We start from the raw sequence: 26,245 nt of genomic DNA on the forward strand, positions 1-26,245 counted from the left end.
AACCCCCCAACCGAACGGGCAGCCCCTCAGCTGGAGGGTTGCCCCCTGGAAATCTCAGCGGGCAACCCTCGAGGTGAGGGGGCATGCGTCTATTTGTCCAGGCCGACCCGGTGCAGGGCGGCGTCGATGGCGATCGTGCCGGGGGCCGGCGCGGGCTTCGGGAGCGGGCGACGGGTGCGACCGGCCGTCTTGGCCGGCTTCGGGCCCGGTTTCGCCGGTGCGTCGACCGCGGCCCACACCGCGGACAGGATCGCCCGCAGACCGTCGTACGGCGCGCCCTCGCCCTTCACCGACACCGCGTTGTTCACGACCTCGGCGGTCCAGCCCGCACACGCGTGCCGCGCACCGTCGACCGTCACGCCGGCCTGCTTCTCCGCAAGCGCGCCCAGCCCGGCCGCGATGTACGTCGGCCGCTGGTCCTTCGACGCCCGGGCCAGATCATGCGCGTCGTTCACGCCCGTCGCGACCCACAGACTCGCGATCCCGACCGCGTGCGCCCCGGCGATATCCGAGTCCAGCCGGTCCCCGATCATCAACGGACGCTGGGCTTTGAGCCGCTCGATGCTTGTCTCCAGCAGCGGCGGCTCGGGCTTTCCGGCGACGACCGGATCCACATCGACGGCGGCGCGAATCGCCCGCACCAGCGTCCCGTTCCCCGGCGCCTTCCCGGCCGCGGTCGGAATCGTCAGATCCAGATTGGTCGCGAACCACTTCGCGCCCTCGTGAATCGCGTGCGCGCCGTCCGCGAGCATCACCCAGTTCACATCCGGGTGAAATCCCTGGACGACGGCGACCGGCCGCGCGTCGCTGCTCCGGACCGGACTCAGCCCGTACTCCTCAAGGGCCGTGTACAGCCCCTCACCACCGACCACTAGCACCGGCGAACCCTTGGGGAACTCGCTGGCGATCAACTTCGCCGCCGCCTGCGCGGACGTCACCACGTCGTCGGCGATCACATCCAGCCCGAACGACGCCAGGTGCTCGGCGACGACCCGCGCCGGCCGGCTCGCGTTGTTGGTGATGTAGCCGATCCGCATGCCTTCCTTGGCAGCTTTCCGCAGGTTCTCGGGCGCGTCCGGGACCGGATCCGGGCCGACGTACACGACCCCGTCCAGGTCGAGCAGGGCCACGTCGTACCGGCTGGCGAGGGGTTCATCACACGCCGAGAGCGGCGCGGGCGCTTTCCGTTCCGTGGTCATGCTTCCCCCCGTACGATTCCGCCCATGCCATCAAGCGGGCCGGACTCGAGGGGCGCCCTGCGGCTCGACCCGCTGCGCGCGTGGCGGTTCGTCGCCGGCAAGGTGAGCGCGCTCGGCGCCGTCACGTCACCGCCGTACGACGTACTGGAACCCGCCCTGGTCCGGCGGCTGACTGACTCTGATCTGCACAACATGGTGAGGCTCATCCTTCCACGCGATCCGGACCTCGGCCCCGGCCGGTACGACGAACCCGCGCGACGGCTGACCGGGTGGCAACGCGACGGTGTGGTCGTGCAGGACCCGCGGCCCGCGCTGTACGTGTACGAGCAGCAACTGGGGAGCGCCGTACTGTGCGGACTGGTCGGTTCACTCGGCCTGGATCCGGCGGCGCGAGTGGTGCTGCCCCATGAGGATGTCATGCCGCACTGGGTGGACGACCGGCTCGAACTGATGGAAGCGACCGACGCCGACCTGGAGCCCATCCTGCTCGCATACGGCGATGGTGGCGCGGCGAGTGATGCGGTGGACAACGCCCGCTCTGGTGATCCATGGGTCGTCGCTGACACCTACAACGGCGCACATCACCGGATCTGGCGGATCGAGGACCCTTCCACGCTGGCGATGATCGCAGCGGAGCTGGCTCAGCACGAGGCGCTCATCGCGGACGGCCACCACCGCTATGCGGCGTACCTGGAACGCCAGCGGCGTGAACCGACCCGCCCGAGTGCGGAGTTCGGTCTGGCGATGCTGGTCGACTACAACCGCCACCCACTCACGCTGGATCCGATCCACCGCGTCGTACCGGGGCTCGACCTCGCCACAGTCCAGACGCGTACCCCGGAGGGCTGGCAGGTGCTGCCCGGTCGAGTGGAACGTGTGCCGGACCGGATCGCCGTGACCGATGGGTCGAGCTGGGTGACTCTGCGCTCCACGCGCGGACAGGAAGCTCCAACTGTCTCGATGCTTCACGACCTGTTGCTGCCGGCCTGGGGAGTGGTTGAGGCGGACATCAGCTTCCACCACACCCTTCAGGACGCGGTGGCGCTGGCTGGGCCTCAGCAGGCGGCTGTGGAGCTCGTCGCGCCTCGGATGGATCAGGTACTACGGTCGGCCGTGCGGGGCGCCGTACTGCCGCAGAAAGCGACGTCGTTCGGTCCTAAGCCGCGGGTGGGGTTGCTGTTCCGGACGCTGTGAGCTGTCAGGGCCGGTGGTACAGGCTGAGGAACTCCTCGCGGAGTGGCCTGCGAGCCGCCCGGTGGCGCTCTGTCAGGCGTCCAAGGGTGAAGGACAGCTCTGGGTCGTCCTGAGCGGCTGCGTCCTCGGCCATGGCGGTCAGAGCGTCGGCCGCGGCGCAGTGGTCCTGGTGCTGGCCCAATAGCTCTTGATATTTGGCTGCTTGGGTGGCGGTGGCTTTGGCTTCGTCACCGAGCACGGACGCACTGGTGTCGGCGGCGTATCGGACGCGCTTCGCCAACAGCCTCACCTCGTGCCAGTCGTCGTCCGGAGTCCAGGGCTTCAGCTTGTTGGCCTCTTGGGTGAACTTGAGGTTGGCGGCATCGAGGAGCTCGGGCAGGACCTCGCCGCACGGCTTGGCGGCCGTGGGTTTGAGGTCCGGCGCCGCGGCGACGGCTTCGAGTGTCTCGAGCAGTTCCGCGGTGGTCGCCCCCAGCACCACCTCGGCCGATCGTGCCGAGGCCCGGTCCAGCCCGACGGTGAGCGTCGTCAGGATCGTCTCGACGTGCTCTTCGTCGTCCTCGCTGTTCGCGGTCTCGCGCACCAGCGCGGCGATCACTTCCAGATCCCGGGTTTCACCGCACGCCTGGGCCAGGGCGGCCAGGTCGCTGCGCAACTCGCCGGCCCAGTCGCCCGCCAGCAGCTTCCGGAACAGCTTCAGGTCGCTCCGCAATCGCCGGCACGACACCCGCACCTGGTGGATGGCGTCGTCCTGGCCCTTCTCCACCATCAGCACGGCGCCCTGCAGCCGGGTAGCGCCCTTCGCAAGCGCGCTACCCACCAGCACCCGAACCGGAGCCTCGGCCCCCAGCGGCTCGCCCGCCCCACCCACGCTCTCCGTCATCGCCCCATTCTCCCCCGCTCGAGCTGAACGCGGCTGTGCGTCGAGCGCGCTGTCTTATTCCTCCGGCTTGTCGTCTTCCGCAGGCGTGTCCACCAGACCCTCGTCCGCAGCCTCTTCCAGCTCGGCTACGGCGTCTTCCTGCTCGTCCGCAGCATCGTCCAGCTCGTCCGCCGCGTCGTCCAGCTCGTCCGCGGCGTCTTCCAGCTCGTCCGCGGCGTCTTCCAGCTCGTCCGCTGCGTCTTCCTGCTCGGCCAGGTCGTCTTCCTGCTCGAAGTACTCGTCGTCCACGACGGTGTCGTCTTCGTCGAGGTCGGTGAACTCGAGGCCTTCGAGCCGGGCAGCGCGTTCGGCAGCGCCGGTGACACCGTCCCCGTCGACGCCGGCCGCCCGGTGGAACCAGATGAGCGCGTCCTCGGTGCGCCCAGCCGCCTCGAGCGCGTCGGCGTACGCATAGCGCAGCCGCGGCAACCACTCGGCCCGCGTCCGCTTGGTCAGCTCCGGCACCTCGAGCGTCTGGATCGCCGCCGCCGTCTGCCCCATGTCGCGCCGCGCACCGGCCGCCACGATCAGCAGCTCGATCTGCGTACCCTCCGACAGTTCGCGGACGTGCTTGTCCTTCGTCAGCGCCAGCGCCTTGTCCGGCCGCCCGAGCGCTCGCTCGCAGTCAGCCATCATCGCGAGGACCTCGTGGTTCCCGGTCATCCGCCGGACCGCCCGGAACTCCGTCAGCGCCTCGTCATAATGCTCCGCCAGGTACGCCGTGATCGCCACAGCCTCCCGTACGCCGCCAAGCCGCGCAGCCAATCGCCGCGCCGTCCGGGCATGCTGATACGCCAGCTCCGGATCGTCGTCGAGGAACCGCCCCGACGCGACCAGATGCTGGGCGACCAGATCCGCCAGACTCCGCGGCAGTGACCGCAGCTCGGCCTTCACCGAACGATCGAGCTCAGCCCCGGTGATCCCTTCCGGAATGGCCGGATCGTCCCGGCGAGGCCCAACCCTCTCCTCGCCCCGATCATCCCGCCGAGGCCCACCACGGCGCTCGTCCCGGTCGTCCCGTCGGGGCCCCGAACGCCCACGCGAGTCGCCACCACGCTCATCCCGCCGGAACGCGCCACGCTCACCCCGAGCCGGCCCGCTCCCCCGCGCCGCACCACGGTACCCATCCCGAGCCGGCCGCTCATCCCGACCACCCCGGTCATCCCGCTGATACCCACTACGCTCATCGCGCCCACCACGCTCGTCCCGCCCGGCCCGCGGATAACCGCCGCCAGAACGCTCGTTCCGGTAGCCGCCACGGTCCCCACCTGCGGAACGCTCGTCACGCCGGTATCCACCGCGATCGCCACCACCCGAGCGCTCGTCACGCCGGTAGCCGCCGCGATCGCCACCACCGGATCGGTCATCGCTCCGGTAGCCGCCGCGATCGCCACTCCCGGAACGCTCGCTGCTCCGGTAGCCGCCGCGGTCGCCACCTGCGGAGCGGTCATCGCGGCGGTAGCCGCCGCGGTCGCCGGCGCGCTCGTCGCGGCGGGGACCGCCGCGGTCGTCGCGTCCAGACCGGTCGTCCCTGCGGTAGGTACCGCGATCAGCCGGCCGCTCGTCCCGCCGGAAGCCGCTCTCGTCCCGTCGGGGACCACCACGGCCCGCACTCCCACGGTCGTCACGTCCCTCGGGACGGCGGTAACCACCGGCCCGGTCATCACGACCGGCGCCACGAGCACCGGCACCCCGGTCATCGCGCTGCTCACGATCGGACAACTGCCCACGGAACGGATCCCGCTCAGCCTTGTCATCACCCCGCGCCCCGGCATACCCGCGCCGGTTGTCGTACCGGTTGTCGTCACGATCCCCGGAACGCCCGTCCCGTGATCCACCACGCGGCCCACTCGTCCGCGGTCCGTCCCCACGGCCGGACGGTCCCCGATACCCACCGGAAGACTGCCCACCGCCAGAACCACCGCGCCCGCCGGTACCACCAGACCGCCCAGCGCCAGAACCGCCGGCACCACCCGATCGTCCGGAGCCACCGGCACCAGGTCGCCCGGAGCCGCCCGCGCCACCAGATCGTCCGGCACCGCCAGAACCACCTGACCGCCCGGCACCACCAGAACCGCCGGATCGGCCGGCGCCCGCACCGGATCGCCCGCTGCTTCCACCGGACCGGCCGCCTCCAGAGCGACCGGAACCTCCGGCGCCACCGGACGAACCACGACGATCCCCCGAGCCGGAGTGAGAATTGCGAGGTGGCGTAGCCACGGTGACTCCTAACGATGCTGTGCAAACGATGCAGTGGTGCGGTAACCGCACAAACCTACCGCCACCCACGCCGGGGAGCCCCATCGAGGGCTCCCGTGGACCTGGCGGTGCGGGCCGAGAAGATCCGGACATGTGTTAAGGGCCACCCCTTACGGGGTGGCCCTTAACAGTGTGAATGTCCGGCGGCGTCCTACTCTCCCACGATCTCCCGATCGCAGTACCATCGGCGCTGTCGGGCTTAACTTCCAGGTTCGGAATGGAGACTGGGTGTTTCCCCGACGCTATGGCCACCGAAACTCTATAGAAATATCAACCAACCATCCTGCCAAGCCACAAACCCCGTGTGGGGTTTGGTGGGCTGGGGGTTGACCGTATTTCGGGAACCGTACAGTGGACGCGAATGCTTCTCTCAGTTACGTAGCGCAGTGTCTGTTGGGGGTTTGCTACCCACCATGGGTGGGTGTGTGTGACAAGCCCTCGGCCTATTAGTACCAGTCAGCTCCACATCTTGCGATGCTTCCACTTCTGGCCTATCAACCCAGTGGTCTACTGGGGGCCTTACCCGGTTAACCCGGTGGGAGACCTCATCTTGAAGCGTGCTTCCCGCTTAGATGCTTTCAGCGGTTATCACTCCCGAACGTAGCCAACCAGCCGTGCTCCTGGCGGAACAACTGGCACACCAGAGGTTCGTCCACCCCGGTCCTCTCGTACTAGGGGCAGCCCTTCTCAAGTCTCCTGCGCGCGCAGCGGATAGGGACCGAACTGTCTCACGACGTTCTAAACCCAGCTCGCGTGCCGCTTTAATGGGCGAACAGCCCAACCCTTGGGACCTACTCCAGCCCCAGGATGCGACGAGCCGACATCGAGGTGCCAAACCATCCCGTCGATATGGACTCTTGGGGAAGATCAGCCTGTTATCCCCGGGGTACCTTTTATCCGTTGAGCGACGGTGCTCCCACATGCCACCGCCGGATCACTAGTTCCGACTTTCGTCCCTGCTCGACATGTCTGTCTCACAGTCAAGCTCCCTTGTGCACTTACACTCGACACCTGATTGCCAACCAGGCTGAGGGAACCTTTGAGCGCCTCCGTTACCTTTTAGGAGGCGACCGCCCCAGTCAAACTACCCACCAGGCACTGTCCCTGATCCGGATAACGGACCAAAGTTAGACAGCCAGAACAACCAGAGTGGTATTTCAACGATGACTCCACCCGAACTGGCGTCCGAGTTTCACAGTCTCCCACCTATCCTACACAAGTTGTACCGACCACCAATACCAAGTTGTAGTAAAGGTCCCGGGGTCTTTCCGTCCTGCTGCGCGTAACGAGCATCTTTACTCGTAATGCAATTTCGCCGAGTCCACGGTTGAGACAGCGCCCAAGTCGTTACGCCATTCGTGCAGGTCGGAACTTACCCGACAAGGAATTTCGCTACCTTAGGATGGTTATAGTTACCACCGCCGTTTACTGGCGCTTAAGTTCAAAGCTTCGCCGGCCTAAGCCGACTAACCTGTCCCCTTAACGTTCCAGCACCGGGCAGGCGTCAGTCCGTATACATCGAATTACTTCTTCGCACGGACCTGTGTTTTTAGTAAACAGTCGCTTGGGCCTGGTCTCTGCGGCCATCACCGCGTCGGTGAGCAAGTCACCTAACGGATCCGGCCCCCCTTCTCCCGAAGTTACGGGGGCATTTTGCCGAGTTCCTTAACCATGGTTCACTCGATCGCCTTGGTATTCTCTACCTGATCACCTGTGTCGGTTTGGGGTACGGGCGGCTCTAACACTCACTGCGAAGTTTTTCTCGGCAGCATGGGATCATCCACTTCCCCTAAACGGGTCCGCCTCGGCTCTCAGGCTATGTGAGACACGGATTTGCCTATGCCTCGCCCTACCACCTTGCCCGCGGATCAGCTTGCGCCTACCATCGCCGCGGTTGGACTACCCTCCTGCGTCACTCCTCAATGCACCTACTACCACCTCGGGTCAAACCGTCCACCACTCAGCCCGAAGGCGTCATGGATTCTGGTCCTTAGCATCAGCGGGTTCGGTCGGGTCGTGTTAATGCCGGTACGGGAATATCAACCCGTTGTCCATCGACTACGCCTGTCGGCCTCGCCTTAGGTCCCGACTTACCCAGGGCAGATTAGCTTGACCCTGGAACCCTTGATCATCCGGCGGACGGGTTTCTCACCCGTCATTCGCTACTCATGCCTGCATTCTCACTCGTGCAGCATCCACAACTCCATCACTAGGCTGCTTCACACGCTGCACGACGCTCCCCTACCCATCCACACACCTGGATGCCGTCCGAAGACAACACCTGGTACGAGTGTGAATGCCACAGCTTCGGCGGATTGCTTGAGCCCCGCTACATTGTCGGCGCGGAATCACTTGACCAGTGAGCTATTACGCACTCTTTCAAGGGTGGCTGCTTCTAAGCCAACCTCCTGGTTGTCTGGGCAACTCCACATCCTTTTCCACTTAGCAATCGCTTAGGGGCCTTAGCTGGTGATCTGGGCTGTTTCCCTCTCGACTACGGAGCTTATCCCCCGCAGTCTCACTGCCGCGCTCTCACTTACCGGCATTCGGAGTTTGGCTGATTTCGGTAAGCCGGTAAGCCCCCTAGACCATCCAGTGCTCTACCTCCGGTAAGAAACACGCGACGCTGCACCTATATGCATTTCGGGGAGAACCAGCTATCACGGAGTTTGATTGGCCTTTCACCCCTATCCACAGGTCATCCCCCAGGTTTTCAACCCTGGTGGGTTCGGTCCTCCACGCGGTCTTACCCACGCTTCAACCTGCCCATGGATAGATCACTCCGCTTCGGGTCTAGAGCATGCGACTAAAGCGCCCTATTCAGACTCGCTTTCGCTACGGCTACCCCACACGGGTTAACCTCGCCACACACCACTAACTCGCAGGCTCATTCTTCAAAAGGCACGCCGTCACACCCCACAAGGAGATGCTCCGACGGATTGTAGGCAATCGGTTTCAGGTACTATTTCACTCCCCTCCCGGGGTACTTTTCATCTTTCCCTCACGGTACTAGTCCGCTATCGGTCACCAAGAAGTATTTAGGCTTAGCGGGTGGTCCCGCCAGATTCACACGGGATTTCAAGAGTCCCGTGCTACTTGGGAAAACACTCGAGAGTCACTGTCTTACGCCTACAGGGCTATAACCCACTACGGCTCGACATTCCAGAAGATTCGACTTCAACAGCGATTTATAACTCTCTGGTCTCACGGCATTAAGACCCGAATGCTCCCACAACCCCATATACGCAACGCACGCCGGCTATCACACGCACATGGTTTAGCCTCATCCGCTTTCGCTCGCCACTACTCACGGAATCACTATTGTTTTCTCTTCCTGCGGGTACTGAGATGTTTCACTTCCCCGCGTTCCCTCCAGAACCCTATGTGTTCAGGCACTGGTAACTGGCTTTAGAATGCCAGCTGGGTTTCCCCATTCGGACACCCCCGGATCACAGCTCGGTTGCCAACTCCCCGGGGCTTATCGCAGGCTCCAACGTCCTTCATCGGCTCTTGGTACCAAGACATCCACCGATTGCCCTTAGTAGCTTGTCACAAAAACAAACAACAAAAGACAAAATTACGCTACAAAGAGATGCTCGCGTCCACTATACAGTTCTCAAAATACGGGCAGGAACACCAACCCTTAAACCACCACACACATGATCGAGCACACCATCCAGGGAAACAACACACCCATCAAGCGAACCCACCAGCAGTTTGGTGAGAGCCGGCCCCAGCCACCCACCACACCAAAACCATCCAGTGTGGCTGTGACCCAGAAAAACCAGTCCACGTCCCCCCAGACATCACGTCCAGTGAGCCGGGCCCGATTCCTCAGGACCCAACAGCGCGCCTCGGCCCTTCACTCTTCACCGCTCCACGTTCCACACCCACAAGTGGGTAGTACTAGCCTCGCAGCTCGAGATCCGAGCCTAATGGTCAATGTTCCACATTCCGAAGCACCGTCGCCCTGGAACGGACGTCCAGGAAACGACGAGTAGACACCAGACCCTTAACGGAACCTGGCGTCAATGCTCCTTAGAAAGGAGGTGATCCAGCCGCACCTTCCGGTACGGCTACCTTGTTACGACTTCGTCCTAATCGCCAGCCCCACCTTCGACGGCTCCCTCCACAAGGGTTAGGCCACCGGCTTCGGGTGTTGCCGACTTTCATGACGTGACGGGCGGTGTGTACAAGGCCCGGGAACGTATTCACCGCAGCGTTGCTGATCTGCGATTACTAGCGACTCCGACTTCATGGGGTCGAGTTGCAGACCCCAATCCGAACTGAGACCGGCTTTTTGGGATTCGCTCCACTTTGCAGTTTCGCAGCCCTTTGTACCGGCCATTGTAGCATGCGTGAAGCCCTGGACATAAGGGGCATGATGACTTGACGTCATCCCCACCTTCCTCCGAGTTGACCCCGGCAGTCTCCTATGAGTCCCCACCATAACGTGCTGGCAACATAGGACGAGGGTTGCGCTCGTTGCGGGACTTAACCCAACATCTCACGACACGAGCTGACGACAGCCATGCACCACCTGTATAGGACCCTTACGGACCCCGCATCTCTGCGAGATTTCCCTATATGTCAAACCCAGGTAAGGTTCTTCGCGTTGCATCGAATTAATCCGCATGCTCCGCCGCTTGTGCGGGCCCCCGTCAATTCCTTTGAGTTTTAGCCTTGCGGCCGTACTCCCCAGGCGGGGCGCTTAATGCGTTAGCTGCGGCACGGAGGACGTGGAATGTCCCCCACACCTAGCGCCCAACGTTTACGGCGTGGACTACCAGGGTATCTAATCCTGTTCGCTACCCACGCTTTCGCTCCTCAGCGTCAGGTAAGGCCCAGAGAGCCGCCTTCGCCACCGGTGTTCTTCCTGATATCTGCGCATTCCACCGCTACACCAGGAGTTCCGCTCTCCCCTGCCTACCTCTAGTCTGCCCGTATCGGAAGCAGGCTCGGAGTTAAGCTCCGAGTTTTCACTCCCGACGTGACGAACCGCCTACGAGCCCTTTACGCCCAATAATTCCGGACAACGCTCGGACCCTACGTATTACCGCGGCTGCTGGCACGTAGTTGGCCGGTCCTTCTTCTGCAGGTACCGTCACTCTCGCTTCGTCCCTGCTGAAAGAGGTTTACAACCCGAAGGCCGTCATCCCTCACGCGGCGTTGCTGCGTCAGACTTTCGTCCATTGCGCAATATTCCCCACTGCTGCCTCCCGTAGGAGTCTGGGCCGTGTCTCAGTCCCAGTGTGGCCGGTCGCCCTCTCAGGCCGGCTACCCGTCGAAGCCTTGGTAGGCCATTACCCCACCAACAAGCTGATAGGCCGCGAGCCCATCCCCAACCGCCAGAACTTTCAACCCCCACCCATGAAGGCGGAAGTCATATCCGGTATTAGACCCCGTTTCCGAGGCTTATCCCAAAGTTGAGGGTAGGTTGCTCACGTGTTACTCACCCGTTCGCCGCTCGTGTACCCCCGAAGGGGCCTTACCGCTCGACTTGCATGTGTTAAGCACGCCGCCAGCGTTCGTCCTGAGCCAGGATCAAACTCTCCGTTGAAAAATATGACAAACCGGAAAACCGGTGAGCCGACACATCGAGTGATCCTCTGAACATCAGAAACAAATCAAACTGACTTGAATCCAGAAAATATTTCAAAGGAATCCGACACAGACAACAAACAACCCCCACCAAAAACCACAAAGATCCCTGGCAGAACATCATCCGAAGCCCATGTACGGGGATAATACAATTTCGGCATTGACTTTCGGCACGCTGTTGAGTTCTCAAGAATCGGACGCACACCGCGTCCCAGCCTTGCAGCTGAGGACCCCGGGGCAACCTGCGTTACTCTACCGGAGCAGATCCACCGAGTCAAGTCCCAGTTTTTCCGCTCACCCGCCGCGTCTGAGCTGCCGACCCGAGTCCGAGGACGCGTTTCGACTGAGCTAGCCTTGGGGGGTTCGGAGCGACCGGCCGCTTTCGCGTCCCGCGCCTCGCTCCAACAAGAAGAACATTACGTGGCTCGCAGGTAGCCGGTCAAATCGGTTCCCGGTGGGCAGGATCACACGGTTGTAATTTGCTCTCGGCAACCCAGATGTGGGAGTGGAGCCGACCGCCGTCAGTCCTGCGGCCGCGAGGCCAGAACGCCTGCAAACGAACGCTTCCCGCGGCGCAGCACCAGCACTCCCCCGGGCAGCAGATCGTCCGTGCCAGGCACGTACTCGGCGTCCTTCACCTTCTCGTTGTTGAGGTATCCACCGCCTTCGGCGACCGTCCGCCGCGCAGCCGATTTGCTGGCGACCAGTCCCGCCTTCACCAGCAGATCGCCGTACGTCGGCATCGGTTCGCCGGCGCCTAGTTCGACATGGGGTGCTTCGCGTAGTGCGGCGACGAGTGTGGAGCCGTCGAGGGACGCCAGCTCCCCCTGGCCGAAGAGCGCCCTGGATGCCTCCTGCACTCTCCTCGTCTCCTCAGCGCCGTGCACCAGCGTTGTGACGTCCTCCGCGAGTACACGCTGCGCCTCACGGGCCTGTGGACGTTCCATCGTCGCCTGCTCGAGGGCTGCGATCTCATCCACCGTGCGGAACGTGTAGAACCGCACCAGCTGCATCACGTCGCGGTCGTCGCTGTTGAACCAGAACTGGTAGAAGGCGTACGGCGACGTCAGCTCCCGATCCAGCCACACCGATCCGGACTCCGTCTTCCCGAACTTGGTCCCGTCGGCCTTGGTCACCAGTGGCGTAGCCAGGGCGTGCGCTTTGCCGGCGTCAGTACGGCGGATCAGCTCGACTCCGGCAGTCAGGTTCCCCCACTGGTCGCTACCGCCAGTCTGCAGCGTGCAGTTGAAGCGCCGGTACAGCTCCAGGTAGTCCAGTGACTGCAGCAGCACGTAGCTGAACTCCGTGTAGCTGATCCCCTGCTCCAACCGGGCCTTCACCACCTCACGGCCGAGCATCCGGTTCACCGGGAAGTGCTTGCCGATGTCCCGCAGGAAGTCGAGCGTGTTGAGGTCCTTGGTCCAGTCGTAGTTGTTGACGATCCGGGCCGGGTTCGGCAGTGCCGGGTCGAAGTCGACGAACTTCTCCACCTGACTGCGGACCCGCTCGACCCACTGGTGGACGACGTCCTTCGGGTTCAGCACCCGCTCGGAGCTCTCCTTGGGGTCGCCGATCAGACCGGTGGCGCCACCGACGAGGCCGATGGGGTTGTGGCCGGCCAGCTGGAGCCGTCGAAGCGTCAGCAGCTGCAGCAGGTTGCCCATGTGCAGGCTGGGTGCGGTGGGGTCGAAGCCGACATAGGAGGTGATCGGTCCCGCCGCCATCGAGGCCCGCAGGGCGTCCGGGTCGGTGGAGTGGGCGATCAGGCCACGGCTGTCCAGGTCATCCAGCACCTGGGTGCGGCGTGCGGTCCCGCTGTCGGTCACTTGGCTCTCCTCGAGTACGTCGGTCAGCTACAAGTGTCCTGTACTCGAGCCGACGAGCCTCAGGTGGGCTCGGGACGCGTCAGTACGTCGCGGAGCTGCGGACGGAGCGCATGGCCGTCAGGCCCCTGGACCGTGGCAGCCGTCGGCCGCTGTGGATCGTGGGCACCCGGGTCCGGGTTGGGAACGGGAAGACCGTGGGACAGCACCTGCTCGGCCGGGGTGAGCTGACGGATGCCGATGGCGCGGACGTGATCCGGGTGCGTCTGCGCGAAGTCGCCGTACAACTGGGGGTCGTGCTGGCCGTCGTCGCCGACCAGGACCCAGCGGACGTTCGGGAACTCCTTCGCCAGCCGGCGCAGTGCGGTCCGCTTGTGCTCCTGCCCGCTGCGGAACCAGCCGGTGTTGGTCGGCCCCCAGTCCGTCAGCAGCAACGGTCCGACCGGGTACCCGTGCCGGGCCAGGAAGCGGGTCAGCGTCGGAGCCGTGTTCCACGCACCGGTGGACAGGTAGAAGATCGGCGCACCCGCGTGGTCCGCCAGGAGCTCGTCGTACAGCTCTGCCATCCCTGGTACGACGCGACGCGCCTGCTCATCGCGGACGAACGTGTTCCAGGCGGCGATCATCGGCCGCGGCAGCATGGTCAGCATGACCGTGTCGTCGATGTCGCTGACCAGTCCGAAGGTCGCATCCGGGTCAGGGACGTAGACCCGGGCCCTGGCCTGCCGCTCGCCGTGCACGCCGAGGTTGATCTCGTGCCAGCCCGGCGGGAGCACCACCGGAACGGTGAGATCGATGAACCCACCCCGGTCGCTGATCGCCTCGAACGTCTGCCCGCCGACCGTGACCGAGACCGGCACCTTCGTCGCCGGCGCGGTGACGAACACCTTCCAGCCCCGCACCACCTGGTCCTCGTCGAACCGCGGCTGGTTGCGCGGGTCCCGGCCGAGGACGACGCGGGCCAGCACCCGGACGAACTCCGAGGTCCCGTAGCCGACATGCGGGATGATCCGCTCCCGCCAGCCGCGACGCCGGAGGATCGCCTGCACCCCGATGTTGAACCAGTCCTCGAGACGGGAGGCGTAGTGCGGACGGGCCATACCGGAAACCTACCCGGAGCGAGGTCACCTACGCTCGCTCCCCCGCCACCCGTGGGAAGACCTTTACCGACTCCTCGGCGAACTGTCGGCGCCTGCCTCTACCGTCTTCGCATGACCGCTCTCGGAATGTGCTTCCCGCGCACCTACCCCGCCGCCCTCGTCACCGACGTGGCCCGCCGTCTGGACCAAGGCGGGGCCGACGAACTGTGGATCATCGAGGACTGCTTCTTCACCGCCGGACCGTCGTTGGTGTCGGCCGCTCTGACGTCGACCGAGCGTCTCAAGATCGGCCTCGGCATCGTGCCCGCGGTCGCCCGCACCGCCGCGGTGACCGCGATGGAGTTCGCGACGCTGGAGGCGCTCGGGCCGGGGCGGTTCCTGCCCGGCATCGGCCATGGCGTGCAGGAGTGGATGGGCCAGATGGGCGTCCGGCCGAAGTCGCCGCTCACCACGCTCGAAGAGGTCACCACGACCGTCACCCGGCTGCTCGCCGGGGAGAACGTGAGCTTCGAGGGCAAGGCCGTCTACCTGAAGGATGTGAAGCTGGACGCGCCGCCGGTCGAGCCGCCGCCGATCCTGCTCGGCGTGATGGGACCGAAGTCGATGGCACTGGCCGGCCGGGTCGCGGGAGGCGTCGTACTCGCGGAGCCCGCGACGCCGCCGTACGTGCGTCAGTCGGTCGAGTACGCCGGATCACCTGAGGGGTTCGTGGTCGCCGTGTTCACTGCGATGTGTGTGCGGAGTGACCGCAAGACGGCGTACGAGTGGACGGCGCCGTGGCTGGGATGGCGGATCGGGGACAAGCACCCGGGTGTGACCGCGCTGCCGTTCTTCGACGACATGAAGAAGCTGTTCGACGAGTCGGGCGTCGAAGGGCTCGTGGGGATGCCGGTCGACTGGTGGACGCAGATCGGGGCGATCGGCACGCTGGACGACGCGGCCACGCACCTCGACGCACTGGAGGCGGCCGGGGTGCATCACATCGGGCTGTTCCCGGATCCGGAGGTGGAGCACGGTCTTCCGCAGCTCGACTACGTCCTCGAGCTGGCCAAGCGTTAGGCGCGGCGCTTCGGGACGTGCGGGCGGTACGGCGAGACCGTCGGATCGCCCGGGATCCAGAAGCGCCAGGCCCAGTCGGCCGCTTCGCGGAGACCTACCCGGGGACCGGTGGACGGTTCGCCGTCGAAGCCGGGGCCGGGGAGAAGCTGGATGGGCGAGTCCTTGGCGAGCAGGTCTGCGCCGTTGCCGTCCCGTCCGATGCCGAGGGCAACACACAGCCGGGCCGGGCCGCGTGCGAGGTCGCGGTCCGGATTGCCGTTGGGCCGTTTGACGACCGGTCCGGCTCGGACACCGGCACGTGCCTGGTTGACGACGACCTTCTGGGCGTCGGGTTGGCCGCGGCGGGCGCGGGCCAGGTCGAGGCCTTCGATGATCTCGCCGGCCCGGAGCAGGACCGCTGAGGGCCGGCCTTCCGGGCCGACGACCACGTTCATGCAGTAATGCATGCCGTAGGTGAAGTAGACGTAGAGGAATCCGGGTGGGCCGAACATCACCGCGTTCCGCGGTGTTTCGCCGCGGTAGGCGTGCGAGCCGGGGTCGTTCGGGCCGTCGTACGCCTCGACCTCGGTGAGGCGGACGGCGACCGTCCCCTCGTCGGTGGTGCTGCGCAGGACCATGCCGAGGAGCTTCGGGGCCACGTCGAGGACGGGACCCGCGAGCAGCGAGCGGCGTACGGGCATGCGCAGCACCCTAGACGAGCGTCAGGCGAGGCGTTCGGTGAGAGCGGTGGCGCGGGTGCGGAGTTCGGCCAGTTGCTCGGTGACCCGTTCGGCCGCCGTACCGCCGCGGGTGTTCCGGGAGGCGAGCGAGCCCTCCACCGTCAGCACCGAGCGGACGTCCGGGGTGAGCGAGGGTGAGATGGCGGCCAGGTCCTCGTCGGTGAGGTCCCAGAGCTCGATGCCGCGCTTCTCGCACTCCTGCACGCAGGCCCCGGCGACCTCGTGGGCGACCCGGAACGGGACCTTCTGCCGGACCAGCCACTCGGCGATGTCCGTCGCGAGCGAGAAGCCCTGCGGCGCGAGCTCTTCCAGCCGCGAGGTGTTGAAGCGCAGCGTCCGGATCATCCCGGTGAAGGCGGGCAGCAGCACCTCGAGCGTGTCGATGGAGTCGAAGACCGGCTCCTTGTCCTCCTGCAAGTCTCGGTTGTACGCCAGCGGCTGCGCCTTCAGTGTCGCGAGCAGGCCGCTGAGGTTACCGATCAGCCGGCCGGCCTTGCCGCGGGCGAGCTCGGCGATGTCCGGATTCTTCTTCTGCGGCATGATGCTCGACCCGGTCGAGAACGCGTCGTCCAGCTCGACGAAGCCGAACTCCTTCGTCGCCCAGATGATCACCTCCTCCGCCTGCCGGGACAGGTCGACCCCGATCTGCGCGGTGACGAACGCGAACTCGGCCACGAAGTCGCGCGACGAGGTCCCGTCGATCGAGTTCGCCGAGGAGTTGGTGAAGCCGAGCTCGGTCGCGACGAACTGCGGGTCCAGCCCCAGCGAGCTGCCCGCCAGCGCGCCCGATCCGTACGGCGAGTCCGCGGCGACGCGGGCGTCCCAGTCGGCCAGCCGGTCGAGGTCGCGGATCAGCGGCCAGGCGTGCGCGAGCAGGTGGTGCGAGAGCAGGACCGGCTGCGCGTGCTGCAAGTGAGTCCGGCCCGGCATCGCGACCCCGAGGTGCTTCTCGGCCTGCTCGGCGAGCGTGCTCACCTGCTCCAGCAGCAGCCGGCTGATGATTCGGCCGTGCTCGCGCAGGTAGCCCTTGAACAGCGTGGCGACCTGGTCGTTCCGCGACCGCCCGGCACGCAACCGCCCACCCAGCTCGGCCCCCAGCAGGTCCAGCAGCCCGCGCTCGAGCGCCGTGTGCACGTCCTCATCGCCCTCGGCAGGCAGGAAGCGCCCCGCGAGTACGTCAGCCAGCAGCTCATCCAGCCCGGCGAGCATCTTCTCCAGATCCTCGTCTGTCAGCAGTCCAGCTCGGTGGAGCACCTTCGCATGCGCCTTCGACCCCGCGACGTCGTACGGCGCCAGCCGCCAGTCGAACTGGGTCGACTTGCTCAACGCCGCCAACGCATCCGCCGGCCCGCCCGCAAACCGCCCACCCCACAGGGCAGCGCTTTCTCCCGTACTCATCTCACATTTCCTTTACTTGGCTTCGGAGTGGGCGGCTGACGGCGGGTGGCCAGGTCGGGCTGCCAGTCAGTCGTCGGTCAGGTGTTTGAGGGGTACGACCGTGTGGTCCGGCTTGGTGTCGGCGCGTTCGGCCAGGCCCAGGAAGCGGGCCGCGAGGGCCTCGCCGCCGGTGGGGTTGCGGGAGACGACCATGACCGTGTCGTCGCCGGCGATGGTGCCGAGGACGTCGTCCAGTCCCACGTGGTCGATCGCCGACGCGAAGTACTGAGCCGCCCCCGGCGGGGTTCGCAGGATGACCAGGTTGGCGCTGCCCTCGGCGCTCACGAGCAGTTCCGACGCCACTCGGCCCAGCCGGGCTTCGAAGGCGGCCGCCTCGCCGGCTCGCGGCGTACGGTCGCCGCCTTCACCCGGTACGGCGTACAGGAGCTGGCCGGACGAGTCGCGGACCTTCACCGCCCCGATCTCGACCAGGTCGCGGGACAGCGTGGCCTGGCCGACGACGAGGCCGGACGCCGCGAGCAGGTCGGCCAGCTCGGTCTGCGAGCGCACCGGCTGCCGCCCGAGCAGATCGACGATCCGCTGCTGACGCGCAGTCTTGGTCGTCGGCACTGCCACGTTCATGCTGCGAAGCTCCTTGCCAGCAGCCAGGACAGCAGCGCCTTCTGCGCGTGCAGGCGGTTCTCGGCCTCGTCCCAGACGACCGACTGCGGTCCGTCGATCACGGCCGCCTCGATCTCCTTGCCGCGGTAGGCGGGCAGACAGTGCAGCACGATCGCGTCGGAGCTTGCCTTCGCCATCAGTTCCTCGGTCACCGCGTAGGGGACGAACGGCTCCGCCCGCTCGGCGACCTGGGCTTCGTGCCCCATCGACACCCATGCGTCCGTGGCCACCACGTCGGCGGCGTCGGCCGCCGCCACCGGATCCGCCGTCCAAGCGACCGAGCCTCCGGTCGACGCCGCGATCTCGGCCGCACGAGCCAGGATGGCCGGATCGGGCTGGTAGGCGGCCGGCGAGGCGATGACCACATGCATCCCGGCCGTCGCACCACCGAGCAGATAGGAGTGCGACATGTTGTTGGCACCATCACCCAGGTAGACCAGCTTCAGCCCGGCGGTCGATCCCTTGTGCTGCCGCACGGTCTGCAGGTCGGCGAGGATCTGGCACGGGTGGAACTCATCGGTCAGCCCGTTGATCACCGGCACCCGCGAGGCTCCCGCCATTTCCTCGATGCGGGTCTGCCCGGACGTCCGCCAGACGATTGCCGCTACCTGCCGCTCCAGCACCCGCGCGGTGTCCGCGATCGGCTCACCGCGCCCCAGATGCGAACTCTGCGCGTCGATGACCATGGGTAGGCCGCCCAGCTCGGTGATGCCGACCGTGAACGAGATCCGGGTCCGGGTGGAGTTCTTGTCGAAGATCACCGCGACCGTCTTCGGGCCGGCCAGCGGCTGGTGTCCGTACCGGTCCGTCGTCATCTGCTCAGCCAGCGTCAGCACCTCGTCCTGCTCGACCGGACTGAGGTCATCATCACGTAAGAAGTGCCTGACGGTCATCGGGTCTCCACCTGGTCCAGCAGCCCGGGCAGGGCCGCGACGAAACTATCAGCGTCAGCCTTGCTCAGGATGTACGGCGGCGCCAGCCGCAACGCGTCCGGAATCGGGTTGTTGATCACGAACCCGGCGGCCAGCGCCAGCGCGGCGACCTGGTCCGACACCGGCCGGGTCAGCTCGATCGCCAGCAGCAGCCCGCGACCGCGCACGCCCGCGATCAGCGGATGGTCGAGCGCGATGATCGACGACGCGAGGTGGTTGCCGACGGCATTCACCTGGGCGAGCAGCCCGTCCCGCTCGATCACCGTCAGGACGGCGAGACCCGCGATCGCCGCGACAGGGTTGCCGCCGAAAGTCGTCCCGTGGTTGCCCGGCTGCAACAAGTCCGCGGCCGCGCCCAGCCCGATACACGCACCGATCGGGATCCCCGCGCCGAGGCCCTTCGCGACGGTCACCAGGTCCGGTGTGATCCCCTCGGGCTCGAACGCGAACCACGTCCCGGTCCGGCCGATCCCGGTCTGGATCTCGTCGAGCCACAGCAGCGCGCCGTGCTCCGAGGTGATCCGCCGCGCCGCCTGCAGGTATCCGGCCGGCGGTACGACGACGCCGTTCTCCCCCTGCATCGGCTCGAGCACGACGGCCGCGGTCTCGTCGTCGACAGCCGCGGCCAGCGCGTCCACATCGCCGTACGGGACGAACTCCACGTCGCCGGGCAGTGGCGCGAAGGCCTCCCGGTACGCCGGCTTCCAGGTCACCGCGAGCGCGCCCATGGTCCGCCCGTGGAAGGCACCGACGGTCGAGACGATCTTGGTCCGCCCGGTGCGACGGGTGATCTTGAACGCCGCCTCGTTCGCCTCGGTGCCGGAGTTGGTGAAGAACACCTTGCCGGGGGCATCGAACAGGCCGAGCAGCTTCTCGGCCAGCGCGATCTGCGGTGCCGACGCGAAGAAGTTCGAGACATGGCCGAGGGTGGCGAGTTGCGACGTCACGGCGGACACCACGAACGGGTGCGCGTGGCCGAGGCAGTTCACCGCGAGTCCGCCGAGCAGGTCGAGGTACTTGTTGCCGTCGGCATCCCACAGGTACGCGCCCTCGCCGCGGACCAACACCCGTTTCGGCGCACCGAAGGTGTTCATGAGCGCACTGGTGTACCGCTCGGTGAGAGCATTCTGCGTGCCGTCGACGGTCAGCAGTTCGGTCATGACGGAATCACCTGGGTTCCACTTCCGGCGTCGGTGAAGATTTCCAGCAGCAGGGAGTGCGGCACCCGCCCGTCGATCACGGTCGCCCGGGAGACGCCCGACTCGACCGCGCGCAAGCAGGCCTCCATCTTGGGCACCATGCCGGACGCGAGCGACGGCAGCAACTCGGCCAGCTCGGCCGCGTCGATCTGGGTGATGATCTCGTCGCTGTCCGGCCAGTTCCGGTACAACCCGGCCACGTCGGTCAGCACGACCAGCTTCTCGGCGCCGAGCGCGACCGCCAGCGCGGCGGCCGCGGTGTCGGCGTTCACGTTGTGCGCCTGGCCGTCCTCGTCCGGCGCGATCGTCGACACGACCGGGATCCGGCCGGCGTCGATCAGATCGATCACCGCCTCCGGCCGTACGTCGACCACGTCCCCGACCAGCCCGATGTCGACCGACTCGCCGTCGACGATCGCCGTCCGACGCTCCGCGGTGAACAAGCCGGCATCCTCACCAGACATGCCGACGGCGAACGGACCGTGTGCGTTGAGCAGACCGACCAACTCACGGCCGACCTTGCCGACCAGGACCATGCCGACGACGTCCATCGCCTCCGGCGTGGTGACTCGCAAGCCGCCGCGGAACTCGCTGTCGATGCCGAGCCGGCCGAGCATGTCGCTGATCTGCGGGCCGCCGCCGTGGACCACGACGACCCGGACGCCGCTGTACCGGAGGAACACGATGTCCTCGGCGAACGCGCGCTTGAGTTCCTCGTCCACCATGGCGTTCCCGCCGTACTTCACCACAACCGTCTTGCCGTGGAACTCCTTCAGCCACGGCAGAGCCTCGGTCAGGACCGCGGCCTTCTCGACCGCCTGTGCGTGCGTCGTCGTCAGACTCATGACGCGTACGCCGAGTTCTCTTCGACGTACGCGTGCGACAAGTCGGTGGTGAGCACCGTGGCCGACGCCGGGCCGGCGTGCAGGTCGATCAGTACGTCGATCTCCAGGCCGCTCAGGTCCGCCTCGGACCGGTCGACGCCCTTGTCACCGGCAACGCAGACCGGCGCGCCGTTCAAGGTGATGTCGAGCAACGACGGGTCGAACGCGGTCGGGGCGTTGCCCACCGCCATCGCGATCCGTCCCCAGTTCGGATCGGAGGCGAAGAACGCCGTCTTGCAGAGGTTGTCCTCAGCAACGACCTTCGCGGCGGCCAGCGCCTCCGCCTCGGTCGCCGCGCCCTGCACGGTGATGCTGATGTGCTTGGTGACGCCCTCGGCATCCGCCTGAAGTTGCTTCACCAGGTCGCCGGCCAGCATCGCCAGAGCGGCCTCGAACTCCTCCGGACTGACGCTCACCCCGGACGCGCCCGAGCTCAACAGCAGGACGGTGTCGTTGGTCGACGTTCCCCCGTCGACGTCGAGCCGGTTGAAGGTCTTGCCGACGGCGTTCCGCAGCGCGTGGTCCAGGTGCGGCTGGTCGAGTACGGCGTCGGTCGTGATGACGCTGAGCATCGTCGCCATGTTCGGCGCGCACATCCCGGCGCCCTTCGCGAACCCGCCGATGCTCCAGCCGTCCGCGTGCTTCAGCACAGCCTGCTTCGGCACGTTGTCGGTCGTCATCACCGCAGTTGCCGCGGCCAGCCCGTGCTCGGGACCGTTGCCCAGCGCATCCACGGCCGCATCGATGCCGGGGATGAGTTTGTCCATCGGCAGCCGCTCGCCGATCAGGCCGGTCGAGCAGACCCCGATCTCGGCCGCGCCGAGACCGAGCACCTCGGCCAGCTTCTCCGCGGTCTGGTGCGTGTCCTGGAAGCCTTCGGGTCCGGTGCAGGCGTTGGCGCCGCCGGAGTTCAGGACGACGGCCTTCAGCTTGCCGGCGGTCAGGACCTGCTGGGACCAGAGCACGGGCGCGGCCTTCACCTTGTTGGTGGTGAAGACTCCGGCGGCCACATCGTGCGGGCCCTCGTTGACCACGACGGTGAGGTCCGGCGTGCCTGCCGGTTTGATCCCGGCGATCACCCCGGCCGCACGGAAGCCGGCCGGCGCTGTGACCCCGGCGCTCCGATCGACTTGGGTGTCCGGGGTGACGGCTACGGTCACGGGGCTACTCCTACGAGGGGAAGGGCCAGGGTCTCGTCGAGACCGACGGCCAGGTTCATGCACTGCACGGCTCCGCCGGCGGTGCCCTTGGTGAGGTTGTCCATCGCGGCCACGATGACGGCGCGGCCGGTGCGCGGGTCGAGGGCGAGCTGCAGCTGCACGGTGTTCGCGCCGAGGGTGGCCTGCGTCTGCGGCCACTGTCCCTCGGGCAGCACGTGCACGAACGGCTCGTTGCGGTAGGCATCCTCGTAGGCCTGCCGCAGCGTCGCCACATCGGTGCCGTCGGCAACCGGTGCGCTGCAGGTGGCAAGGATGCCGCGGGACATCGGCACGAGCACCGGGGTGAAGGAGACGCTCACCGGCTGCTCGGCGTACGGCGTGAGGTTCTGCTCGATCTCCGGGGTATGCCGGTGGACCCCGCCGACGCCGTACGCGGAGGCCGACCCCATCACCTCGGCGCCGAGCAGGTGCGGCTTCGGCGCCTTGCCCGCGCCGGACGTCCCGCTGACCGCGACCACCACCAGCTGGCCGGGATCGACGAGGCCGTTCTGTACGGCGGGCAGCAGGGCGAGCGTGGAGACCGTCGGATAACACCCCGGTACGGCGACACGGTGCGAACCGCGGAGCTTGTCCCGCTGCCCCGGGAGCTCCGGAAGTCCGTACGGCCAGGAGCCGGCGTGCTCACCGCCGTAGAACTCGACCCACGCCTCGGCCTCGGTCAGCCGGAAGTCCGCGCCGCAGTCGATCACGGTGACGTCCTCGCCGAGTTGCTCGGCGATTCCGGCGGACTGTCCGTGCGGCAGGGCGAGGAACACCACGTCGTGACCGGCCAGCGTCTCCGCCGTGGTCTCGACCAGGGTGCGCCCGGCCAGCGGCACGAGGTGCGGGTGGTGCGCGCCGAGCGCCGTACCGGCACTCGCTGCGGCGGTCAGTGCGCCGATCTCGACCTGCGGGTGGCCGCTCAGCAACCGCAGCAACTCACCGCCCGCATATCCACTGGCCCCGGCCACCGCCACCTTCACACTCATATGAATGAGTATGCCATGCTCCGGAAGAATATCCAACAGACACCGGCTGTGCACTCCGACAGGACGTACCCATCTACGTACAGCATCCCGCACGCCTGCCGGTTCGTTCACCACCTCGCTCGACGAGGACTACATCCTGTCGAGCTGCACAGCTGTGACCCAGCTCATGTCACAGGCGGCCGGTGGGGCGTGTCCGGGAGGGGACGACGACCTGGAGGTGGGTTTGATGGCTCGGATCGGGCTGGAGCATGAGCGGACCTGGTTTGTGCGGTTGGCGGAGTGGGGCAGCCGGCGGAAGTACGGGAAGGTGCCGGATCCCGGGAAGGTCGCACTGCACAACCGCAGGGTGCTGGTGTCGACCCTGCTGCTGGAGGGGACGGCGGCGCGCTGGAAGGCGCTGGATCCCGGGCTCAAGGCACTGGCGGTGATGGTGGTGTCGGCGCGGATCGGGTGCAGTTGGTGCATGGACTTCGGCTACTGGGAGTTCCACCACCAGGGTGTCGACCCGGTCAAGCTGCGCGATGTGCCAGGGTGGCGGGACAGCGACGTCTACACGGATCTGGAGCGCGCGGTGATGGACTACGCCGAGGCGATGACAGCGACCCCGCCGGAGGTCACCGACGAGCAGGTCGAGCGGCTGCGCCAGGACCTGACCGACGAGCAGCTGGTCGAGCTGACCGCGATGGTTTCGCTGGAGAACTACCGCTCCCGCGTCAACGCCGCGCTCGGCCTGACCAGCCAGGGCTTCAAGGAGTTCTGCGAGCTGAGGCCGGTCCGGTGAACGACGAGCAGCTGGCCCGGGAGTTCGACGAACACCGGGCCGTCCTGGTCGGAGCGGCGTACCGGGTGGTCAGCAGTGTCAGCGACGCGGAGGATGTGGTCCAGGAGGCCTGGCTGCGCTGGGCCGCGATCGACCACGACGACATCCGCGACGTACGCGCGTACCTGATCCGCATCACCACACGGCTCGCGCTCAACCGGCTGCGCGAGCAGAAGGCGCGGCGGGAGCAGTACGTCGGCCCGTGGCTGCCCGAGCCGATAGGTCCGGCCCTCGCGTCGAACGACGACCCGGCGGCCGCCGTCGAGATGGCCGACTCCGTCAGCATGGCGATGCTGGTCGTCCTCGAGACGCTCTCGCCGCTCGAGCGCGCCACGTTCGTCCTGCGTGAGGTGTTCGATCTCCCGTACGACGAGATCGCGGACACCCTCGGCCGGTCGGAGAGCGCGGTCCGGCAGCTCGCGCACCGGGCCCGCGAGCACGTGCACGCGCGCCAGCCGCGGCACCACGTCGACAAGGCGCGGCACAACGAGCTCACGATGCGATTCATGGCGGCGGCCGGCTCCGGCGACTTCGACCAGGTCGTGTCGCTGCTCGCGCCGGACGCCGTACTGATCAGCGACGGCGGCGGCAAGAAGCGGGCCGCGCTGCGCCCGATCCACGGCCCGGAGAAGATCGCCCGCTGGCTGTTCGCGGTGATCGCGGAGAACCCGAACTTCGAGATCCGGATGGCCACGCTGAACGACGACACCGCGTTCATCGCGTACTTCGACGACGAGCCGGACACGGTCGCGTTCCTCGAAACCACCGACGAACTGATCACCGAGCTCTACCTGATCCGCAACCCGGAGAAGTTGGGTCATCTCAGGTGATCCAGCGCCGTAGCGAGCAGGTGCTCGGTGCGGTGCATCGGCGTGCTGGAGCGAAGGTCTCGATGCGGAGCATCGTGGCCTTTGCGCCAGTGCGGCGAGGTGCCGTACCGAGTGCCGCGCAGTAGGCGATGGATCACCTGAGATGACCCGAGCACGGTCCCGCCTCTGCGTGACCTGGGGCCTTAGACTATCTGCAACTCAGTCGCAGATGGAGGTGCCGTGAAGTACCTGGTGGTGGAACCGGACGACGCGCTGGATCCGGGCTTGCGGGGGGATCTGCTGGACACCTGGATCGCGGCCACCGATGCCGGCGGCGCGGTCGGGTTCACACCACCCGCCCCGGTCGAGCTGGTCGCGGAGACGCTCGACGAGGCGCTCGGCCGGGTCGCGGCCGGTCTCGACCTGCTCGGCGTGCTGCACACCGGCGAGCGGTACGCCGGGATGGGCCTGCTGGTGGATCGCGGCAGCGCACTACAGGCGCATTGGCGCACGGTGCTGCGGGTCATGGTCCATCCGCAGCACCAGGGCAACGGCGCCGGCCGCGTGCTGATGGAGGGCCTACGCGGCTCGGCCGTGGACCTCGGCCTGGAACAACTCCAGCTGACCATCCGCGACGGCCTCGGCCTCGAGCAGTTCTACGAGCCCCTCGGCTACCGTGTCGTCGGCCGCCACCCACGCGCGGTCCGCGTCGTCGAGGACGACTACCGCGACGAGATCCTGCTCGTCCTGGACCTGTAGCCCCAGCCCTCACCTCCGCCGTCCGTGGGATCTCCTGTCGGCCGCCCGTAGCCGACCCGCCTGACTTTGTGCACCGAGTCCGCACCGAGCCCCCTTGGCGACGACGCGTCAACGGTGCACAAAGTCGGCTGCCGACCACCAAGTGGCGCGTACGAGTCGGCCGCGACGGCGCCGTACGGCGGCCGGGGCGAGGCGGCGACACGGCGGCCAGGACGGGCGGCGGTACGGCGGGCGTACGGGGACCTCGGGGAGGCGGCGCACGGCAGCCGCGGGGAGGCGGCACACGGCAGCCGCGGGGAGGCGGCGTACGTCGGCGAGGACTTCGGGCAGGCGTGGGGGCTTGGGACAGGTTGTCGGGGCCTGGGACAGGTCGTGGGGTGTTCAAGGCCCGACGTGGTGTTCGCGGGCCCGCCCGTCAGACGACGGCGCCGCAGGCCGCGCCACCACCCCTGACGCTGTCCGGATATCCGGGCGCGTGCTGCGTTCTCCACCGGCGTCCGAGGAGAGAAGGCATCAATCGTGGGGATATCTGGCGCTCCGGTCGGTTCCGTGGGTGTAGCCCGTGCCGTCGACCGGATCGCCAGGCCATCACAACGAGGCGGGGACAATGGCCTCCCGCGGGCGGTCCCGGCGTCTCGGTGATTGTGATGGCCTGGGAGTCCGCCACACCCCGCCCGCCCCGTGGCGGTGGCGGGTGTGGCGATGCCGCGCCGCTGACCG

At 66.8% G+C, this 26,245-nt stretch carries 19 protein-coding genes and 3 rRNA genes; 5 read left to right on the forward strand and 17 right to left on the reverse strand.

The window, feature by feature from the left end:
- Positions 1-89: 89 nt before the first annotated feature.
- A complete protein-coding gene (locus tag OG555_RS01635; RefSeq protein WP_329480471.1) occupies positions 90-1,199 on the reverse strand; it encodes an HAD-IIA family hydrolase in 1,110 nt (369 codons plus the stop codon).
- Between the two features lie 24 nt (positions 1,200-1,223).
- Here OG555_RS01635 and OG555_RS01640 point away from each other — a divergent pair, with 24 nt between their 5' ends.
- Complete coding sequence (locus OG555_RS01640; RefSeq protein WP_329480473.1) at positions 1,224-2,393, forward strand: DUF1015 domain-containing protein; 1,170 nt, start codon at positions 1,224-1,226, stop codon at positions 2,391-2,393.
- A 4-nt stretch (positions 2,394-2,397) separates the two neighbouring features.
- On the opposite strand, the gene OG555_RS01645 is transcribed toward OG555_RS01640, so the two are convergent.
- From OG555_RS01645 to OG555_RS01680, 8 genes are all read right to left on the reverse strand, one after another.
- Positions 2,398-3,276: a CHAD domain-containing protein gene (locus OG555_RS01645; protein ID WP_329480474.1), complete on the reverse strand. Its 879-nt coding sequence runs from the start codon at positions 3,274-3,276 to the stop codon at positions 2,398-2,400.
- A 54-nt stretch (positions 3,277-3,330) separates the two neighbouring features.
- A complete protein-coding gene (locus tag OG555_RS01650) occupies positions 3,331-4,209 on the reverse strand; it encodes a hypothetical protein (RefSeq protein WP_329480476.1) in 879 nt (292 codons plus the stop codon).
- Complete coding sequence (locus OG555_RS01655) at positions 4,206-5,477, reverse strand: hypothetical protein (protein WP_329480478.1); 1,272 nt, start codon at positions 5,475-5,477, stop codon at positions 4,206-4,208. Before OG555_RS01655 ends, OG555_RS01650 begins: the two co-directional genes overlap by 4 nt.
- A 235-nt stretch (positions 5,478-5,712) precedes the next feature.
- A 5S ribosomal RNA gene (rrf, locus tag OG555_RS01660) occupies positions 5,713-5,830 on the reverse strand.
- Between the two features lie 170 nt (positions 5,831-6,000).
- A 23S ribosomal RNA gene (locus tag OG555_RS01665) occupies positions 6,001-9,126 on the reverse strand.
- Positions 9,127-9,616: 490 nt separating this feature from the next.
- Positions 9,617-11,134 (reverse strand): 16S ribosomal RNA (locus OG555_RS01670).
- The 16S, 23S and 5S rRNA genes sit together here, the layout of an rRNA operon.
- Before the next feature lie 562 nt (positions 11,135-11,696).
- Positions 11,697-13,001, reverse strand: a complete 1,305-nt coding sequence (gene tyrS, locus OG555_RS01675) for a tyrosine--tRNA ligase (protein WP_329480480.1) — start codon at positions 12,999-13,001, stop codon at positions 11,697-11,699.
- 59 nt (positions 13,002-13,060) lie between these two features.
- A complete protein-coding gene (locus OG555_RS01680) occupies positions 13,061-14,098 on the reverse strand; it encodes an App1 family protein (protein WP_329480482.1) in 1,038 nt (345 codons plus the stop codon).
- 111 nt (positions 14,099-14,209) lie between these two features.
- Here OG555_RS01680 and OG555_RS01685 point away from each other — a divergent pair, with 111 nt between their 5' ends.
- Positions 14,210-15,157 carry an LLM class flavin-dependent oxidoreductase gene (locus tag OG555_RS01685; protein WP_329480484.1) on the forward strand — a complete coding sequence of 316 codons (948 nt, stop codon included), beginning with the start codon at positions 14,210-14,212 and terminating at the stop codon, positions 15,155-15,157.
- On the opposite strand, the gene OG555_RS01690 is transcribed toward OG555_RS01685, so the two are convergent.
- The 8 genes from OG555_RS01690 to argC all read right to left on the reverse strand — a co-directional run bounded on the left by OG555_RS01690 (position 15,154) and on the right by argC (position 23,137).
- The gene (locus tag OG555_RS01690) at positions 15,154-15,837 is read right to left on the reverse strand and encodes a DNA-3-methyladenine glycosylase (RefSeq protein WP_329480486.1); all 684 of its coding nucleotides are present in this window, start codon (positions 15,835-15,837) and stop codon (positions 15,154-15,156) included. The two genes, OG555_RS01685 and OG555_RS01690, sit on opposite strands and share 4 nt — an antisense overlap.
- A 21-nt stretch (positions 15,838-15,858) precedes the next feature.
- Positions 15,859-17,274: an argininosuccinate lyase gene (gene argH, locus OG555_RS01695; RefSeq protein ID WP_329480488.1), complete on the reverse strand. Its 1,416-nt coding sequence runs from the start codon at positions 17,272-17,274 to the stop codon at positions 15,859-15,861.
- A 66-nt stretch (positions 17,275-17,340) separates the two neighbouring features.
- Entirely contained in the window at positions 17,341-17,895 is a 555-nt protein-coding gene (locus OG555_RS01700; protein WP_329480490.1) for an arginine repressor, read from the reverse strand.
- Complete coding sequence (argF, locus tag OG555_RS01705) at positions 17,892-18,827, reverse strand: ornithine carbamoyltransferase (protein WP_329480492.1); 936 nt, start codon at positions 18,825-18,827, stop codon at positions 17,892-17,894. The genes OG555_RS01700 and argF overlap by 4 nt, the downstream gene beginning before the upstream one ends.
- Positions 18,824-20,026, reverse strand: a complete 1,203-nt coding sequence (locus OG555_RS01710) for an acetylornithine transaminase (protein WP_329480494.1) — start codon at positions 20,024-20,026, stop codon at positions 18,824-18,826. The genes argF and OG555_RS01710 overlap by 4 nt, the downstream gene beginning before the upstream one ends.
- Entirely contained in the window at positions 20,023-20,910 is an 888-nt protein-coding gene (gene argB, locus OG555_RS01715) for an acetylglutamate kinase (protein ID WP_328518927.1), read from the reverse strand. Before argB ends, OG555_RS01710 begins: the two co-directional genes overlap by 4 nt.
- A complete protein-coding gene (gene argJ, locus OG555_RS01720; RefSeq protein WP_329480496.1) occupies positions 20,907-22,109 on the reverse strand; it encodes a bifunctional glutamate N-acetyltransferase/amino-acid acetyltransferase ArgJ in 1,203 nt (400 codons plus the stop codon). The genes argB and argJ overlap by 4 nt, the downstream gene beginning before the upstream one ends.
- On the reverse strand, positions 22,106-23,137 hold the full coding sequence (gene argC, locus OG555_RS01725) for an N-acetyl-gamma-glutamyl-phosphate reductase (protein WP_329480498.1): 1,032 nt from the start codon (positions 23,135-23,137) through the stop codon (positions 22,106-22,108). Before argC ends, argJ begins: the two co-directional genes overlap by 4 nt.
- 226 nt (positions 23,138-23,363) lie before the next feature.
- On the opposite strand from argC, the gene OG555_RS01730 reads away from it, so the two are divergent.
- The 3 genes from OG555_RS01730 to OG555_RS01740 all read left to right on the forward strand — a co-directional run bounded on the left by OG555_RS01730 (position 23,364) and on the right by OG555_RS01740 (position 25,525).
- A complete protein-coding gene (locus tag OG555_RS01730) occupies positions 23,364-23,918 on the forward strand; it encodes a carboxymuconolactone decarboxylase family protein (RefSeq protein ID WP_329480500.1) in 555 nt (184 codons plus the stop codon).
- Positions 23,915-24,787, forward strand: coding sequence for an RNA polymerase sigma-70 factor (locus OG555_RS01735; protein ID WP_329480502.1), 873 nt, complete (start codon positions 23,915-23,917; stop codon positions 24,785-24,787). The genes OG555_RS01730 and OG555_RS01735 overlap by 4 nt, the downstream gene beginning before the upstream one ends.
- A 219-nt stretch (positions 24,788-25,006) precedes the next feature.
- Positions 25,007-25,525: a GNAT family N-acetyltransferase gene (locus OG555_RS01740; protein WP_329480504.1), complete on the forward strand. Its 519-nt coding sequence runs from the start codon at positions 25,007-25,009 to the stop codon at positions 25,523-25,525.
- Positions 25,526-26,245 lie beyond the last annotated feature (720 nt).

This window comes from Kribbella sp. NBC_01484 (genome assembly GCF_036227145.1).
Lineage (GTDB): Bacteria > Actinomycetota > Actinomycetes > Propionibacteriales > Kribbellaceae > Kribbella.

Excerpts from the sequence above, each read along its gene's own strand:
- OG555_RS01635 (WP_329480471.1), bottom strand. The coding sequence starts at position 1,199 with ATGACCACGGAACGGAAAGCGCCCGCGCCGCTCTCGGCGTGTGATGAA.
- OG555_RS01640 (WP_329480473.1), top strand. The coding sequence starts at position 1,224 with ATGCCATCAAGCGGGCCGGACTCGAGGGGCGCCCTGCGGCTCGACCCG.
- OG555_RS01645 (WP_329480474.1), bottom strand. The coding sequence starts at position 3,276 with ATGACGGAGAGCGTGGGTGGGGCGGGCGAGCCGCTGGGGGCCGAGGCT.
- OG555_RS01680 (WP_329480482.1), bottom strand. The coding sequence starts at position 14,098 with ATGGCCCGTCCGCACTACGCCTCCCGTCTCGAGGACTGGTTCAACATC.
- OG555_RS01685 (WP_329480484.1), top strand. The coding sequence starts at position 14,210 with ATGACCGCTCTCGGAATGTGCTTCCCGCGCACCTACCCCGCCGCCCTC.
- OG555_RS01690 (WP_329480486.1), bottom strand. The coding sequence starts at position 15,837 with ATGCCCGTACGCCGCTCGCTGCTCGCGGGTCCCGTCCTCGACGTGGCC.
- argH (WP_329480488.1), bottom strand. The coding sequence starts at position 17,274 with ATGAGTACGGGAGAAAGCGCTGCCCTGTGGGGTGGGCGGTTTGCGGGC.
- OG555_RS01700 (WP_329480490.1), bottom strand. The coding sequence starts at position 17,895 with ATGAACGTGGCAGTGCCGACGACCAAGACTGCGCGTCAGCAGCGGATC.
- argF (WP_329480492.1), bottom strand. The coding sequence starts at position 18,827 with ATGACCGTCAGGCACTTCTTACGTGATGATGACCTCAGTCCGGTCGAG.
- OG555_RS01710 (WP_329480494.1), bottom strand. The coding sequence starts at position 20,026 with ATGACCGAACTGCTGACCGTCGACGGCACGCAGAATGCTCTCACCGAG.
- argB (WP_328518927.1), bottom strand. The coding sequence starts at position 20,910 with ATGAGTCTGACGACGACGCACGCACAGGCGGTCGAGAAGGCCGCGGTC.
- argC (WP_329480498.1), bottom strand. The coding sequence starts at position 23,137 with ATGAGTGTGAAGGTGGCGGTGGCCGGGGCCAGTGGATATGCGGGCGGT.
- OG555_RS01730 (WP_329480500.1), top strand. The coding sequence starts at position 23,364 with ATGGCTCGGATCGGGCTGGAGCATGAGCGGACCTGGTTTGTGCGGTTG.